The organism is Methylotuvimicrobium sp. (assembly GCF_050611805.1).
Taxonomy (GTDB): Bacteria; Pseudomonadota; Gammaproteobacteria; order Methylococcales; family Methylomonadaceae; genus Methylotuvimicrobium.
On the sequence record NZ_JBNGHF010000014.1, the window covers coordinates 14219 to 29594 of the forward strand.

The 15376-nt window shown below is 45.3% G+C and carries 15 protein-coding genes; 13 read left to right on the plus strand and 2 right to left on the minus strand.

Annotation, left to right across the window (positions count from 1 at the left end; translation table 11 throughout):
* Window position 1 precedes the first annotated feature (1 nt).
* From ACRJJO_RS08945 to ACRJJO_RS08990, 10 genes are all read left to right on the plus strand, one after another.
* Window positions 2–712 carry an ABC transporter ATP-binding protein gene (locus ACRJJO_RS08945; RefSeq protein WP_431065451.1) on the plus strand — a complete coding sequence of 237 codons (711 nt, stop codon included), beginning with the start codon at window positions 2–4 and terminating at the stop codon, window positions 710–712.
* 26 nt (window positions 713–738) lie between these two features.
* Window positions 739–1203 (plus strand): cytochrome c, encoded by a 465-nt coding sequence (locus ACRJJO_RS08950; RefSeq protein ID WP_431065452.1) that lies wholly within the window; start codon window positions 739–741, stop codon window positions 1201–1203.
* A 43-nt stretch (window positions 1204–1246) separates the two neighbouring features.
* Window positions 1247–2686 (plus strand): efflux transporter outer membrane subunit, encoded by a 1440-nt coding sequence (locus tag ACRJJO_RS08955; protein ID WP_431065453.1) that lies wholly within the window; start codon window positions 1247–1249, stop codon window positions 2684–2686.
* A gap of 186 nt (window positions 2687–2872) precedes the next feature.
* Window positions 2873–3475, plus strand: coding sequence for a TetR/AcrR family transcriptional regulator (locus tag ACRJJO_RS08960; protein ID WP_125218783.1), 603 nt, complete (start codon window positions 2873–2875; stop codon window positions 3473–3475).
* Between the two features lie 94 nt (window positions 3476–3569).
* Entirely contained in the window at window positions 3570–3965 is a 396-nt protein-coding gene (locus ACRJJO_RS08965) for a rhodanese-like domain-containing protein (protein WP_125218784.1), read from the plus strand.
* 124 nt (window positions 3966–4089) lie between these two features.
* Window positions 4090–4374, plus strand: a complete 285-nt coding sequence (locus ACRJJO_RS08970) for a DUF4242 domain-containing protein (RefSeq protein ID WP_125218785.1) — start codon at window positions 4090–4092, stop codon at window positions 4372–4374.
* Between the two features lie 5 nt (window positions 4375–4379).
* Window positions 4380–4559 (plus strand): (4Fe-4S)-binding protein, encoded by a 180-nt coding sequence (locus tag ACRJJO_RS08975; RefSeq protein ID WP_014146859.1) that lies wholly within the window; start codon window positions 4380–4382, stop codon window positions 4557–4559.
* 98 nt (window positions 4560–4657) lie between these two features.
* A complete protein-coding gene (locus tag ACRJJO_RS08980; RefSeq protein ID WP_431065454.1) occupies window positions 4658–5857 on the plus strand; it encodes an NAD(P)/FAD-dependent oxidoreductase in 1200 nt (399 codons plus the stop codon).
* Between the two features lie 17 nt (window positions 5858–5874).
* Entirely contained in the window at window positions 5875–6279 is a 405-nt protein-coding gene (locus ACRJJO_RS08985) for a DUF1641 domain-containing protein (protein ID WP_341328746.1), read from the plus strand.
* A gap of 502 nt (window positions 6280–6781) precedes the next feature.
* Window positions 6782–7954, plus strand: a complete 1173-nt coding sequence (locus ACRJJO_RS08990) for a YncE family protein (protein ID WP_431065455.1) — start codon at window positions 6782–6784, stop codon at window positions 7952–7954.
* A 112-nt stretch (window positions 7955–8066) separates the two neighbouring features.
* On the opposite strand, the gene ACRJJO_RS08995 is transcribed toward ACRJJO_RS08990, so the two are convergent.
* Together ACRJJO_RS08995 and ACRJJO_RS09000 are read right to left on the minus strand one after the other, a co-directional pair.
* On the minus strand, window positions 8067–8222 hold the full coding sequence (locus ACRJJO_RS08995) for a hypothetical protein (RefSeq protein WP_431065456.1): 156 nt from the start codon (window positions 8220–8222) through the stop codon (window positions 8067–8069).
* Between the two features lie 660 nt (window positions 8223–8882).
* A complete protein-coding gene (locus tag ACRJJO_RS09000) occupies window positions 8883–10112 on the minus strand; it encodes a cysteine desulfurase family protein (protein ID WP_431065457.1) in 1230 nt (409 codons plus the stop codon).
* Window positions 10113–10205: 93 nt separating this feature from the next.
* Here ACRJJO_RS09000 and ACRJJO_RS09005 point away from each other — a divergent pair, with 93 nt between their 5' ends.
* Genes ACRJJO_RS09005 through ACRJJO_RS09015 form a run of 3 tightly spaced genes read left to right on the plus strand, consistent with a single transcriptional unit; the run spans window position 10206 to window position 15368 of the window.
* Window positions 10206–11141, plus strand: coding sequence for a DUF4007 family protein (locus tag ACRJJO_RS09005; RefSeq protein ID WP_431065458.1), 936 nt, complete (start codon window positions 10206–10208; stop codon window positions 11139–11141).
* Window positions 11141–14545 carry an ATP-binding protein gene (locus ACRJJO_RS09010; RefSeq protein ID WP_431065459.1) on the plus strand — a complete coding sequence of 1135 codons (3405 nt, stop codon included), beginning with the start codon at window positions 11141–11143 and terminating at the stop codon, window positions 14543–14545. The genes ACRJJO_RS09005 and ACRJJO_RS09010 overlap by 1 nt, the downstream gene beginning before the upstream one ends.
* Window positions 14532–15368 (plus strand): phosphoadenosine phosphosulfate reductase family protein, encoded by an 837-nt coding sequence (locus tag ACRJJO_RS09015; RefSeq protein WP_431065460.1) that lies wholly within the window; start codon window positions 14532–14534, stop codon window positions 15366–15368. The genes ACRJJO_RS09010 and ACRJJO_RS09015 overlap by 14 nt, the downstream gene beginning before the upstream one ends.
* The last annotated feature ends 8 nt before the right edge of the window (window positions 15369–15376 follow it).

Sequence of the window (15376 nt, forward strand, 5' to 3'; positions counted from 1 at the left end):
GGTGAGCGGCAAAGGCATTCACATTGAAGGCTTAAAAAAACGCTACGGCGAGGGCGATACCGCTGTCCATGCCTTGAGAGGCGTGGACATGCAGGTCGCCCCGGGTGAAGTGGTAGGGCTTATCGGGCCGTCCGGTTCCGGCAAAAGCACCCTGCTCAAGTGTCTGGGGGCGGTGATCGATCCGACTGCCGGCCGCATGGTTCTGGGTGATGAGGTGATCTTTGACAACAACTGGAAAGTACGTGACCTGCGCGCCTTGCGGCGCGACAAAATCGGCTTTGTATTCCAGGCGCCCTATCTGATTCCGTTTCTCGATGTGACCGACAATGTAGCACTGCTGCCGATGTTGGCAGGCATTTCCAATAATAAAGCGCGTGCGAAAGCTCTGGAGCTTCTCACCGCGTTGGATATACAACACCGCGCTCGCGCCATGCCGTCGCAGCTTTCCGGCGGCGAACAGCAGCGCGTGGCCATCGCCCGCGGGCTGGTCAATCGCCCGCCTGTGATTCTTGCCGACGAGCCCACCGCGCCGCTCGACAGTGAGCGGGCCATGGCAGTTATCCGTATCCTCAACGACATGGCACGCCAGTTCGAGACCGCCATCATCGTTGTCACCCACGACGAAAAAATTATTCCCACCTTCAAACGCATCTACCATATCCGCGACGGCGTGGCCCATGAGGAAGTCGGCGAAGGACGAGGATTCGAGTGAGTAAACCATTAAATTCAAGGCGCTTTATGACATACCAAAACTTCGTTAGAAACCTTTTTAAAGCGATTGCAGCCAGCGTATTTATAGCCGGCATCTACTCGCATGCTTGGGCTGATGGAGATACCGAAGCCAAGCCGTTGGAACTGCGCCGGATCATGCAGGAAATCGGTAAGAACATGCAGACCATCACTGACGCCATTTCTCGTGAAGATTGGGCTTTGGTCGCCAAAGTTGCACCACAGATCGCCGAGCATCCGGAGCCGCCTGTTATCGAGAAGATGCGTATCCTGATGTTCATTGGCACCGATATGGGCACGTTCGAAAGTCAGGATGAATTAACGCATCGAGCTGCGCGGGCGCTGGAACAAGTTGCCGCTCGGAACGATGGGCAAGGCGTGATCACAGCCTTTGCGAATCTGCAAAGCAGTTGTCTGGCTTGCCATCAGAGTTTCCGTCAATCGTTCGTGGAACATTTTTATGGGCAACGTTGAAAGAATACACCGTCACAGTATTGATCGATCGAAGACCGATCACATGACGGTTCGGACATATACAGCCATCATTTTTGCCGGATTAATGGCGGGGTGTACCGTAGGGCCCGATTTCAAACCACCGGCCGCCCTCGATACGCCAGCCTACACCGCAACCCCTTTATCGACTCAAACGGCATCCGCGGCCACGGCTTTTGGGGGGGCGCAACACTTTAGGACCGGCGCCAACGTGAACGCACAGTGGTGGCGTGATATGGGATCGTCCAAACTCGACGCGCTGATAGAACAGGCTTTTCAGGCCAGCCCAACGCTGGCTTCTGCACGAGCCACGTTACGTCAGGCGCAGGAAATCCATGCGGCGCAGGAGGGAGCGATGATGTATCCTCAAGTCGATGCCGGTTTCAGCGCTCAACGACAACGCTTTAATCCCATCGTATTGGGGCAAGATGGCCAGGCGAGGGAATTCAGTTTGTTTAACGCCGGTGTTAACGTCAATTACCAACTCGATCTTGCCGGCGGTAACCGCCGCGCCTTGGAGGCCTTAGCCGCGCAAACCGAGTATCGTCGTCACGAATTGGAAGGTGCGCAGCTAACCTTGGCGGGCAATATCGTTACCGCTGCGATCAGCCAAGCCAGGCTTGCGGCACAAATACAATCTACGGAGGCTATTCTTCGCGCTCAAGAGGAACAATTGTACCTGACCCAAGAACGCGTGCGTCTTGGCCAGGGCGCACCGGATGAGGTATTAGCGCTGCAAACCCAAGTGGAACAGACTCGCGCCGGACTTCCTGTGTTGCGCAAACAGAGTCAGCAGAATGAACATCTGTTGGCCGCACTCAGCGGTTGTGCTCCGGGAGATGGGCGATTACCCGCTTTCACCCTGGAAGAATTCACCTTGCCGTCCGATTTACCCTTAATCGTACCTTCTGAGCTGGTGCGCCGCCGCCCCGACATCCTGGGCGCAGAAGCGCTGTTGCACGCTGCCAACGCGGAATACGGCAGCGCAATCGCCAAGCTGTATCCGCAACTGAATCTCAGCGCCGATCTCGCTACGCAAACCTTGGTTGCAGGCGCATTGTTCGGCCCCGGTTCGGCAATATGGAATGTCCTTGGACAACTGACCCAGCCGCTCTTTAATCCCGCACTGCCCGCCGAAAAACGAGCGGCATTGGCCGCGTTCGATGCGGCTGCGGCTAATTACCAAAGCGTCGTGCTCGAATCCCTACGCAATGTGGCCGATGTCCTGCGCGCCCTGGAGAACGATGCCCAGGCATTGGCGGCATTGGCTGCCGCCGATACTGCGGCACAGGGCTCTTTGCAATCCGTGCAGAGACAATATGCACTGGGTGCGGCCAGCTACGTTCAGCAACTGATCGCACAACAAGCGGCGCAACAAACCAGAATCGACTTGATCGCGGCTCAGGCACAGCGCCTCGTCGATAGTGCGGCTCTGTACCAAGCCATGGGCGGAGGTTCCAGTTAAGGCTATACCTTATCGTGATGTCAGGCTGTGCGCTTCTTTGGCGTCTGGGTAAAGTAACTCTAAGCGTCTGTTTGGTAAAACATACTTTATATACCATTAATCAGTACTGAATTTCCTCTGCGACTAACCCTTGTCGGGAAAAAATTATTGACAAAATATACGACCGGTCGTATATTTATACCCACTATGAACAGCAAACTCTCCAAACGCACAAAATTACTAGATCAGGGTGTTTACCTGCTGATGAACCAGGGCTATCATGCAACCGGTATTAACGAAATTGTAAATGCCGTACAGGTGCCCAAGGGTTCATTTTATAGCTACTTTGATAGCAAAGAAGAATTTGCTGCTCAAGCCATTACCCATTATATGGAGCCATTTATACAGCTATTAACGAAGCACCTACAACATTCACAGGTTGACCCGCTCTCTGCTTTAAAAAACTACTATGCGGAGCTTATTGTTGCAGTGGAAAAGAATGGATACAAAGGTGGATGCTTATTGGGTAACCTGATGGGTGAAATTGGCGATACCAGTGAACGGTGCAATCAGGCGCTAAAATCTGCCGTTGAACGCTACAAAGTGCTGCAACATAAAGCATTACTGCAAGCACAAAAAGAAGGCACGGTACGTACTGATCGGAACGCTGAAATTATGGCTAATTTGTTGGTAAATAACTGGCAAGGTGCGTTGTTACGGATGAAAATTGAACAATCCGTGCAACCTTTGCAAGAGTTTTGCGATACCTTACTGAATGATTATTTTGTTGCCAAGTCCAATTTAGATTAGGAGCAAGGTAAGTCGACACAAACGCCGGTTGCTTAGATCTTTTTTTTGCCTAACAGCAAGACGACCGGTCAACTATTAACTATGGGGATTTGATATGAGCGAAGAAAAAACCTTAATGGATTTTGTTAAACTAGCAAAATCACAAATACACGAAATAGAGGTATTAAATGTTAAATCTCTATTGGATGAAGGTTATCAGGTATTGGATGTGCGCGAACCTGCCGAATTTATGTCAGGTACTATTGAGGGCGCATTAAATATTCCACGTGGCATACTGGAAGCGGCGGCAGACCGCCAATACGCAGGTCGTCGTGAAGAATTAATGGATCGCGATAAAAAATGGCTACTACTTTGTGCCAGTTCGGGACGCTCTGCCATGGCGGCGGCTGTGATGCAACAAATGGGCTTTAAAAATATCAGGAATATTAATGGCGGTATTACAGCCTGGAAAGCGGCCGAATTAGCCGTGAAAATTCCACCACAAACTTAAGTATCACGCATTTAACAAGAGTGTTTAACGAACAAACTTTCAAACGATATGGCCATGATGGCTTATATCGTTTTTTAAACAACCAATCTCAGACGACTGGTCATATAACAGTATAGGAGACAATATGCCTAAATATATTATTGAACGAGAAATCCCTAATGCAGGCCAATTAAACTCCGCAGAACTGCAACAAATTTCACAAAAGTCCTGCTGTATTCTGAACGACATGGGGCCGCAAATTCAGTGGGTGGAAAGTTATGTGACAGACGACAAAATCTATTGCATTTACATTGCCCCCGATAAACAAAGCATTAAAACCCATGCGGAGCGTGGTGAGTTTCCGGCCAATTCGATTGCCGAAGTAAAAACCATGATTAACCCAACAACAGCTGAAAATAACAGAGGCTAAGCATCATGAAAATACAATGGGATAAACAAACATGCTCTCATTCCGGCAACTGTGTCAAATCACTGCCCGAAGTATTCAAAGTGGTCGACGGACAATTTGTGATCGAACCGGACAAAGCGACTGATGCTGAAGTCGTTAAAGTTATCAATCAATGCCCTTCCGGCGCGCTTAAACGCGTCGACTGACTAAAAAAACGGGGCTTCTTGCACATGGCGCAAGGTATTCATTATTGATGCGCCTAACACGTTGCCCCTTCACTGAATAAACAATTGAAGGAGTTATTATGACTAGCTCGACAAAACGCATTATCGTCGTTGGCGGTGGGATTGGCGGCACAATGACCGCCAATAATTTAGTCGCTAAATTTTATCCGGAAATCCTAAAAGGCGAAATTGAGATCATGATGCTCTCAAATTCCCCTAACCATATTTACAAGCCGGCCAATATGTATGTGGCTTTCAATGCCTATCATCCGCATGAACTGGTGCGTAAACAACGTTCGTTATTACGCCCGGAAATTATTTTTCATGTCGATGGCGTTGAAAGTTTCGAATTTGAGCAAAATCGTGTCCTCTGTGAAAGCGGCAAGCGCTACGATTATGAGTATCTGGTTATTTCTACCGGCTGTATTCCAGCACCGGAACGTATTGAAGGGTTGAAAGAGGCAGGCGATCATTTTTATCAGACTAAAGCGGCACAACAACTCGCTCATAAATTACGCACCATCGAAGAGGGCCGTATATTTATCACTGTCAATTTTCCCAAGACCCCGAACGTACCCCATCAATGCGGCATTGCCCCTATCGAAACCACGTTAATGCTTGATGAATATTTGCGTAAACGCGGCGTGCGAGACCGTGTAGAGATTATTTACAGCTATCCAACCGTGTCTCAATTATTGCGTAATTGCTTATTTTTACAGAAACCCACCTGCGATGTGTTGCCTACCATTTTCGATAGTAAAAACATTAAATATCAACGCGGTTTTACTTTAGATAAAGTCGATCCTGAAGCAAAAATAGCTTATTCGGAAGAAGGTAATTCTCAAGAATTCGATATTTTAATGGCCACGCCGCCTATTCGCGCGGTAGATGCCGTCATTAATTCAGGCAAGTCACAAGCACAAAATAATGAAGGTTGGTTACCTACCGACTTTGAAACCTTGAAAATGTACGGTGCCGATAATGTCTATGTGATGGGAGATACCGTTGATTTACCCGTTAGTAAAGCCGGTGGCACTTGCCATAACCAATCACCTGTTGTTGTGGAAAATATCGCTTCGGAAATTCGTCGTGGCTATACCTCTGCTATCTATGATGGGAAAGTACAGGCAATCGCTCAAATGGGATTGGAAGCCGGCATGCTGCTGTGGTACGACTATAAACATGATGTACAGGTCGCCCCACCTACCAAGCTCGGGGGCTTAATGCGTAAAACGTTTAATCGCGGCATTTATTGGGCTGTTGCGCGTGGAATAGTTTGATTACAGAGGAATTACTTATGTCTGAAGAAATACAAAACGTAGAAAAACTTATGTCGGATACGGTTCTTAATGACCCGGCAACCATTGATGGTATTAAGAATTTAATCGATAAAGCAACTCCTTTAGTACAAGCCGGACGCTTCAATAACATCATCGATTTATTGTCAATCATATCGGACAATATCGAATTTCTTGATGAAGCGGCACTGGAAAAAACCACTAAAGTAGGCGAAGAAATTTTAGCCTTGGGTTGGACAGCCGGTAATGCCGTGCGTATGGCAAACGCGCAAACGGAAGCATTAGAAAAGCCACCCGGTTTGTTTCAATTAATCGGCTCGCTGAACGACCCGGATGTTCGTCGTTCATTACATTTTTTTATCGGCACCATGCGTATTATTGGCAGGCAGATGAAAAATGATTAATCAGTCAATTTTAGGTGGCCTGTTTACTTAAATAGGTGACAACTATTATCAACGTTGCAGACTAAGTTTCCCCAGCAATTCCCAATTTGGGGATCAAAAAGGGTGTGGGGTGTGCTTGGCGAGGATGTCGGCAGCGGGACAGATTTTTGCTCCTCGGCAATTGCTCCTGCATTGCCCTACTACACGCCATCCTTGGCGTAATGCAAAATCTGCATTCACGCCATCCTTGGCGCTTAGCTGCCGCCAAGCCCCCATGGATGGGTTTACCCAGCACCTAAATTCCATAGTTCATTGGCTATGGTTAACTATTTTGGGTAATTTAGGTGCTGGGTTTACGGCGTTCCTCGACAGGCATACCCCACACCCTAAGATCGGCGAAAATGCTCAAACTGGGAATTGCTGAAGTTTCCCCTCACGCCTCACAATGTTACGCTGTTGGGTAGATATTTAGCCCATTGATAATAAATTATTAACTCAACATCCACTCTATTTTAAAAATATTATGAAAATAACGTACCAATTAAAAAAGTCACTTATTATTTTAACCTTCCTTTATCCAATGCTGGCACAAGCTGAAATTTTAGCGTTAGTCAATTATCAAAGTAAACCCGATCAAACCCCAAAGAGGGAAGGGTTGGCGATTATTGATCTTGATTTCAACTCTGAGAACTTTGGAAAAATTGTAACGGATATTCCATTGCCCACAGACTTAGTGGCGCATCATATTTTTTATAATAAAGATGTAACTAAGGCCTATGTCGCTTCCTTAGGCAGCAACCCCTTGCAAGTAATCGATATGACAAAACAACCTTATGAGCTTAAGACCATTTCTGTTCCTGAGTGTCAGGTTGCGGAAGACTTGGTCTTTTCAGGCGATAAAAAAAGATGGTATGTCACCTGTATGGGTTCTAGCAATGTCATTATGGGTGATGCACAAACAGATAAGCAGATTAAAGTCATTGCCGCAGCCAAAACGGCGACAAGCAAAAAATTTATTAGCCATCCGCACGGTATTGGAATAAACGATGAAATTAATCGAATTGTAATTGCTAACACGGTGCACCCGACTGATTTCAGCGATGCAGATGAAACAGTAACGATCATCACAGCCCGCAGTGGCAAAATACTCTCTACACATAAAATGTCGGAAAAAGCATCACCTTCAGGTTCAGCCCCTGTTGAGGCGGTATTTTTACCTAAATCAAATCCAGCACGGCTTTATATCAATACCATGTTTGGCAATACCTTGTGGACAGGCGTTTGGAATAGCATGAGTCAAAACTTTAGCTTTTCACAAGTTTTTGATTTTAACCCTTTAAAACAAGGAGTCCCTTTAGAAATTTACTTTAACCATAAGCTTGACAAAATGTATATTACGACAGCAAGCCCAGGTTATTTAAATATTTTTGATATTAAAAATCCAGCTAAACCGATACTTGAAAAATCGATTGCAACTGCGGAGGGCTCGCATCATGTTGTCTTTTCTCCTGATGAACGATATGCCTTTGTGCAAAATAACCTTTTAAATTTACCAAATATGAGCGATGGTTCTATTACGGTAGTTGATTTGCAAAAATCGACAGTAAAAATGACGATTGATACATTTAAAAATCAAGGCCTAAATCCAAACAGTATTGTCATGATGCCAAAATGGTATCATGACAACGCCCACTAGAAACGGTCGAAAAAGCTCAAGGGCGCGCGACCAACTTGATTCAAGGTTTTACAAAACTGAAAGTAATTATCCCCCCGCGCAAAGTCGGGGGATTTTCTCATTATTGGTTAAGTTAGCAGTGCACAAATACCGCATTGCCAAGCGCGCGTTGGTACATACCTCTCACCACAACTTCACCGATTAATTGTTTCAAGCCAACGTGGATATTCGCAACATTCAGGAGTTTTTGGGTCATAGCGATTTGAAAACCACGCTGATCTGTATTCATCGCATACTCAGTAGGACGATCAAAGAAGCTAAACGCCCGTTAGATTTTTAAGCTAAACAAAATCGTTGGCGGAAATGAGCCAATTTGCAATAAGTGCTGCGTGACTGCTTTGGCGCCTAGAGGCGTCTAGCATTTGATCTTTGTATTTAAATGAGACAGCAAGAAATAGCGACATAGAACCCCACTATATGTCATATGCCCGCCTAATTTCCTGACTGCTTCCATACATATTTTTTTAGAAGCGCTTAGTTTTTCCAAAGATATCTAAAACATTGGTCATCCCTCTGCCTAAGCGTAATGTGGAATCATATTCTTGACGGCAGAACCTTGTACAAGCTTTACATAGCTCATACAGGTGTATCCATATTTTCTAAAAAATTACGACTTTATTATCTAGCACAAGCCATTTGTAGATCGACAAAAAACTATCATACTTTAAGGTCTATAAGCTATTGAATTTACAAACTAGGCTTTTTCATTAAAAAGTAAAACTATCATACTTTTGATTGCTATTAACGATTTCTACTCTAAATTTTAAACAAAAAAGTATCATACTATCAATGAAAACGTACCACTTGCAAAAGCCCATACGATTACACTTAAGCCCAACAGCCTATATAACCCCGTAATTTTGAAAAAATAAAGAAAATACCAGTAAACTTAATCAGATAACTTGCTTAATGCTATCCATATCAGTTTGGCAGCTCTTGTTAGATCACTATCAGTAGTTTCGAAACCAAGGCTAAATCGTATTACCGAATCAGCTTCTTCTCCCTTTAAACCAATGGCTTTAAGAACATGAGAGGGTTCAGGAATACCCGAAGTGCAAGCAGATCCCGTAGATGCTGCCAAATGCGGCTGCATTGCACCAAGAATATCTTGCGCGTTGAAGCCTAAAAATCCGATAGACATATTGCCAGGATGGCGTTTATTCGCCTCAGGACCATATAGCTTTGTTGGCCATGGGAGCGATGAAAGCATGTCAATAAACCTATCTCGACGAATTCGTAGTGCATCGCGCATATTCCCCAAATTCTCTAAACACATATATTCGGAGGCGGCACCCATACCAACACACAATGGAGTAGGCACAGTACCTGACCGTAATCCATGTTGCTGACCTCCACCATAGATGACCGGTTCAATCTCGTCTTGAAGATCTCGGCGAATATAAAGAGCACCGATACCTTTAGGTCCGCACATCTTATGTCCGGATAAACTAAGTAAATCTACATTTTGCGTGTAGTCCTTTAAACTGATAGCAATGGGACTTTGTGCCGCATCGCAATGAAAAATAGCTCCATGTGCCTTGATAACCTTGGATAATCCAGCAATATCCTGTATAGTGCCAATTTCGTTGTTCACAGCCATGATAGAGACCATAAGCACATCGTCGCTAAGCTTCTGTTCTAGGTCAGACAACAATATTTGCCCATACCTGTCTACTGAGATAGTTTCAACATTGAAACCGTATTGATCTTCCAGTACGCGTCCGATAGACAGCACAGATTTGTGTTCGATTGCACTAAGAAGAATCCTTTTCCGCCGAGACCCTCTTAAAACCGAACGTTTAGCTAGGCCAAGCAACGCTTGATTGTTTGACTCGGTCGCACCGGAAGTGAAAATAATTTCATCCCTGTCTGCTCCAATTAGGCAAGCGACTTGTTGCGCCGCATTATCTATCGCAGCAGCAGAATTCCAACCAAGTACATGATCTGCGGAGTGAGGATTCGCAAATAACTCCCTGAAATATGGCAGCATTTTTAGCAAAACATCCTCAGAAACAGGTGTTGTCGATTGATAGTCAAAATACAGAGTTTTTACGTTATCCATATAAAACAAAATTTTATAGAGTTTAAGGCTAATTTCTAGTCTATCTGAGATTTCCACGGTTTCTGGTGGATTCCTCCAGGTTAACATTGACTATAACATTAGCTCTATATTAAAGTTCTCCTGGATGGATCATCCAGGAGAAAAAACATCATGGCACGCGGACCACTTTACCAACAAGACTATAAACCACAATTCTCAGGACACGAGACTTTTCCCTTACGCTATGGGTGGCTAAAGAAATGCTATGATCGTGTGTCTGAAACTCAGCTAGAACCTAATAATAAAGCACTATGTTGGGGAGATGACGCCATTGCACGTTTCGGCGTAGGTAAGAATATGGTGTCATCTATGCGTCATTGGGCTGTAGTTGCAGGTATTATTCAAGAGCAACTAAAGACCAATCATGTTACAACCACACCGCTTGGCCAATTGTTGTTCGGTGACAAAGGCGTTGATCCTTACCTAGAACACCCCACTTCGTTATGGCTAATTCATTGGAAATTAGCAACCGAGGAAAAAAAAACCACATGGTATTGGGCATTTAGTTACTACCCTGCTGTTACATTTCAACGTGAGGATTTAATAGTTAAATTAAAGAGAAAATGGCCAAACAGCTCACAAACTACACTTAAGAATGATGTCGCGTGTTTTGTCCGTACTTACGCGGCACAACCATCGTCAGGAAGAGACGATTCTCTAGAGTCTCCGCTAACCGAACTAGGGCTGATTAAACCTATCTCCAAACGCGATGAATTTCGCTTTGTTCGCGGTCAGAAAAACACATTAGGAGACGGGACTTTTGTCTATGCAATGCTTGAATTTTGGAATACATATTCTAAGGCATCAACACTTTCATTTGAAGCCATAGCACATGAACCGGGTTCACCGGGTCGTGTATTTTTGCTTGATGAAAATGACGTTGCAGATCGGCTTTCAAAAATTGATAGCATCACCAATAACGTACTTCGGTGGTCAGAAACTGCCGGATTGAAACAAGTAGTTCGAAGACCAGATTTTGATTTCAACAGCGCTCTTGAGTTTGTTCGAAAAGATTATGAGTTTTCAGATGAAAGGGAGGCAGCATAATGGCATTAGTAGATCAAGTCCACGTTGCTCGGCGTTTCCAAAAATCAATAAGAATCGATACAGATTTAGGTGAAAAAAGTGCTCTGGAAGGCTTCATTTGTCCGCAATCTTCAGCAGATACTCTGCTTTCAATGGCCCGACATATTTCGGAAACAGGTCAAGGTGCGTTCACCTGGACAGGACCTTATGGAAGTGGCAAATCAAGTTTGGCTATCGCCCTAAGCGCACTTCTTGGTGGTAATACAGAGTTCAAAAATGAAGCGGCAAATGTTTTTGGAAGAAAAATTACCAATACGATATGGAAATCACTACCGCCGGGTTCAAAAGGATGGCGTATTCTTCCGATCATAGGACGACGGGATAACCCTGTTGATATAATCGGTAAAGCCATCAAAGAAGCCGGTTATGCTTTACACGGCCCCGAAGGGGAGTGGTCGGAAGAGCATATTATAGACATATTGATGAAAGTTGCTACGAGCAAGCCAAAAACACACGGAGGCCTGATATTGTTCATTGACGAAATGGGCAAGTTTCTGGAGGCTGCTGCACAAGATGGAACGGATGTTTATATATTTCAGCTGCTTGCAGAAGCAGCGTCTCGGAGTAACGGACGACTTTTATTTATAGGTGTCTTGCATCAAGCTTTCGAGGAATATGCGCATCGACTTTCACATGAAGTGCGCGATGAATGGACTAAAATTCAGGGACGATTCATTGATTTGCCTGTAAATACGATAGGCGAGGAACAGATTGATCTGATTTCTCGAGCGATTGAATGTAATCTAGCTCTACCTCAATCGAAAGAGCAATCCAAAGTTGTTGCACAACTAATACGCAAGGAACACTTACAAGATGCAGAACGACTGGCTAACATGCTGGAAAAGTGTTGGCCCTTACATCCGGTTGTTGCTTGCCTTCTCGGCCCGATTTCCCGTCGTAGGTTCGGACAAAACCAGCGTAGTATCTTTGGTTTTCTCAATTCAGCTGAACCTCATGGTTTTCAGGATTATTTGCGCTCAGCGGATGAAACGACTCTCTATACACCAGCAAAACTTTGGGATTACTTACGAGCCAACCTAGAACCTTCTATTCTCGCCTCACCTGATGGCCACCGTTGGGCGCTTGCGGCAGAGGCCTTAGAACGGTGTGAAGCTCTTGGAAATGATGGGTTTCAAGTTGAGCTTCTAAAAACGATAGCAGTTGTCGATCTCTTTAAAGAGCGATCCGGGATCGTTCCGAGTTTTGATCTTATCCAAACATGCTTTCCGGATATCAGTGCCAAAGACCTTAAAGACACATTGGCAACTCTCGATAAATGGTCGCTGACAATCTTCAAGAAGTTTCAGGATGCACACGCCATTTTTGCTGGTAGTGACTTCAATATCGACCAAGCCGTCGGCATGGCTCTGGAAGAGATTGATGAGATTGACTTCGGAACGCTAAAGTCATTAGCAGGTTTGCAACCCATCCTGGCTAAGCGTCATTACCATGAAACCGGAGCCATGCGTTGGTTTGATGTGAATATCACGCCTGCCAAAGATGTGATGAGTGTGACATCGCTGTTTAAACCTAAAAACAGTATGATTGGAGAGTTCTTGCTCGTTGTACCTACCGAAGGTGAAGATGAGGAACACGTTAAAACTCTATGCCGGGAAGCGGCTAAGTTAAGAGATCAATGGGACATAGTTATTGGTTACTCTCCACGGGCTTGGTCTATGGTGATGCTGGCACGTGAACTGCTCGCACTCGATAAGGTTAATAATGATCATCCTGAGTTAGCGGGTGATCCAGTTGCAAGACGTGAAGTTACGGCAAGACTCGCAGATTTGCAGGCCCTGTTAGAAACTGAGCTTACAAAATCTCTCGACCACGCAGAATGGTGCCGTAAACATCACTCTACAAAACGATATCGCCAATCTGATCTGAACAGCCTCGCTTCTGAGCTTGCCGAAAGACGTTTTGATCAATGCCCCAAACTTCACAATGAGCTTCTAAACCGTCAAAAACCATCTGGCAGCGCTATCGCAGGTCAAAATGCTCTCTTGAGACACATGATTACAAGAGAAGGCGAGCCACGTTTGGGCATTGATGGCTATCCGGCTGAAGGTGGTCTCTATGCATCTCTTCTGGAGGCCACAGGACTTTATACAGAGACAAAAGATGGCTGGCGCTTTGTAGCCCCTTCCGATGATGAAAGTGATATATGCAGGCTGTTCCCGGCATGGAACGCAGCGATCCAATATATAACAGAGAACAAAAAACGTTCGGTTGCCGTATCAGAGCTTTATGACCTCTGGGAGGAACAACCATACGGTATCAAGGATGGATTGATGCCGGTTCTATCAGTCGCCTTCATTCTGACACAACGGGAAAATCTGGCCATATACAGGGAAGGTATATTCCGTGCACGATTTGACGATGTCGATGTTGAATATATGGCGAAAGACGCTCAGACGATTCAACTTCGTTGGATGGACCTGAATAAGATTTCTCGGCGCATGTTGTCGGACATGGCAGATGTCGTGCGTGACCTTGATGAGAAAAACAAACTCATCCATCTTGAACCTATTGATGTTGCCCGTGGTCTTGTTGCAATCTATGAAAAACTTCCGAACTGGACGAAACGCACAATGCGTTTGTCTGCAAGAGCCATTCAAGTGCGGGATATCTTCAAACATGCGCGTGACCCTAACAAGTTCCTGTTTGACGATATTCCCGCATTGGTAAACTCAAGGGAAGCCGAAGTCTCGGATACAGACGATATCCGAAACATTGTCTCAATAGTCAAAGAAGGCTTGCAGGAGCTTGTACAGGCATATCCTCTTATGGTCCATAGGTTAAGAGATATGCTTCTTGCTGAGCTACAGGCTCCTAATCTTTCACGTCAGTCTATTTTAGAACTCCGTGAGCGAGCAGAGAATGTAAAAGAGCTTGCCGGAGATTTCCGCTTGGACGCTTTTGTCGGCCGCCTAGCTAAATTTGAGGGTGCTGACGAAAGCTTTGAGGGCATTGCAAGCCTTGCTGCAAATAAGCCACCAAGAGATTGGGTTGACCCCGATATGGACCGAGCATCTATTGAACTTGCCGATATGGCTCAAAAATTTCTCAGAGCAGAAACATTCACACGCATCAAGGGTCGTCCAGAAAAGCGTCAGGCATTGGCTGTGGTAGTCGGAATGGAAGGCAGGCCAGCCCCACTTTTGGAAGAATTCGATGTTATCGATTCTGATAGAGAGGCTATCAATGATCTCATTGGCCGGGTTTCAAAGGCGTTGGATGCAGTAGATACCACGAAGCGAAGCATTATTCTTGCAGCGTTGGCAGAGTTAAGTGCCCGATATATGCAGAATTCGGAGTCCGAGATAGAAAAACGAAAAGGTCGCATAGGATATGTCAGTAAATGAAATGCACGTTCTGGGCTTGTCCGGTGGTCGAGATAGTGCTGCACTTGCCGTATACATGCGGCAGCATCACCCGGATATTGATATTGAATATTTCTTCACCGATACAGGTAAAGAGCTTCCGGAAGTTTACGAATATCTGGGAAGACTTGAAGGTTTCTTGGGAAAAACAATCCATAAACTCAACCCTGACCGTGATTTTGATTTTTGGCTGAAGCAGTACAACGACTTCCTGCCTTCCGCGCAGACAAGATGGTGCACACGTCAATTAAAACTGCGCCCCTTCGAGGTTTGGGTGCGTCCACTGCTCGAAGAGGGTAAGACAATATATAGTTATGTTGCTATACGCGGTGATGAAGAATACCGTTCAGGCTATTCATCAAAAGATGAGAACCTGATTGTAAAATTACCCTTTAAAGAGGCCGGAATAGACAAATCAGGTGTTTTGGATATATTGGAAGGAGCCGGTCTCGGTCTTCCTCAATACTATTCTTGGCGGACCCGTAGCGGCTGCACCTTTTGTTTTTTCCAGCAAAAGATTGAGTGGGTACGTCTCATGGAGCGACATCCCGAAGCGTTTGCAGAAGCAAAGACTTATGAAAAAAATGCCGTCGATCATGGCTCGCCCTTTACATGGAGCCAGGGCGAGTCTTTGGAAGAGCTATCTAAGCCGCAACGAGTCCAGCAAATCAAAGAAGATCATGAACAGCGTCTGGCGAGACAGAAAAGTAAGTTCCAGCCTAATCCTTTGCGTTCAGACAGTGAGCCTTTGGATATTGATGATCTATATGGCAAAGCTAAAGTATGCCTCGCTTGCCATAAGTAATATGATGA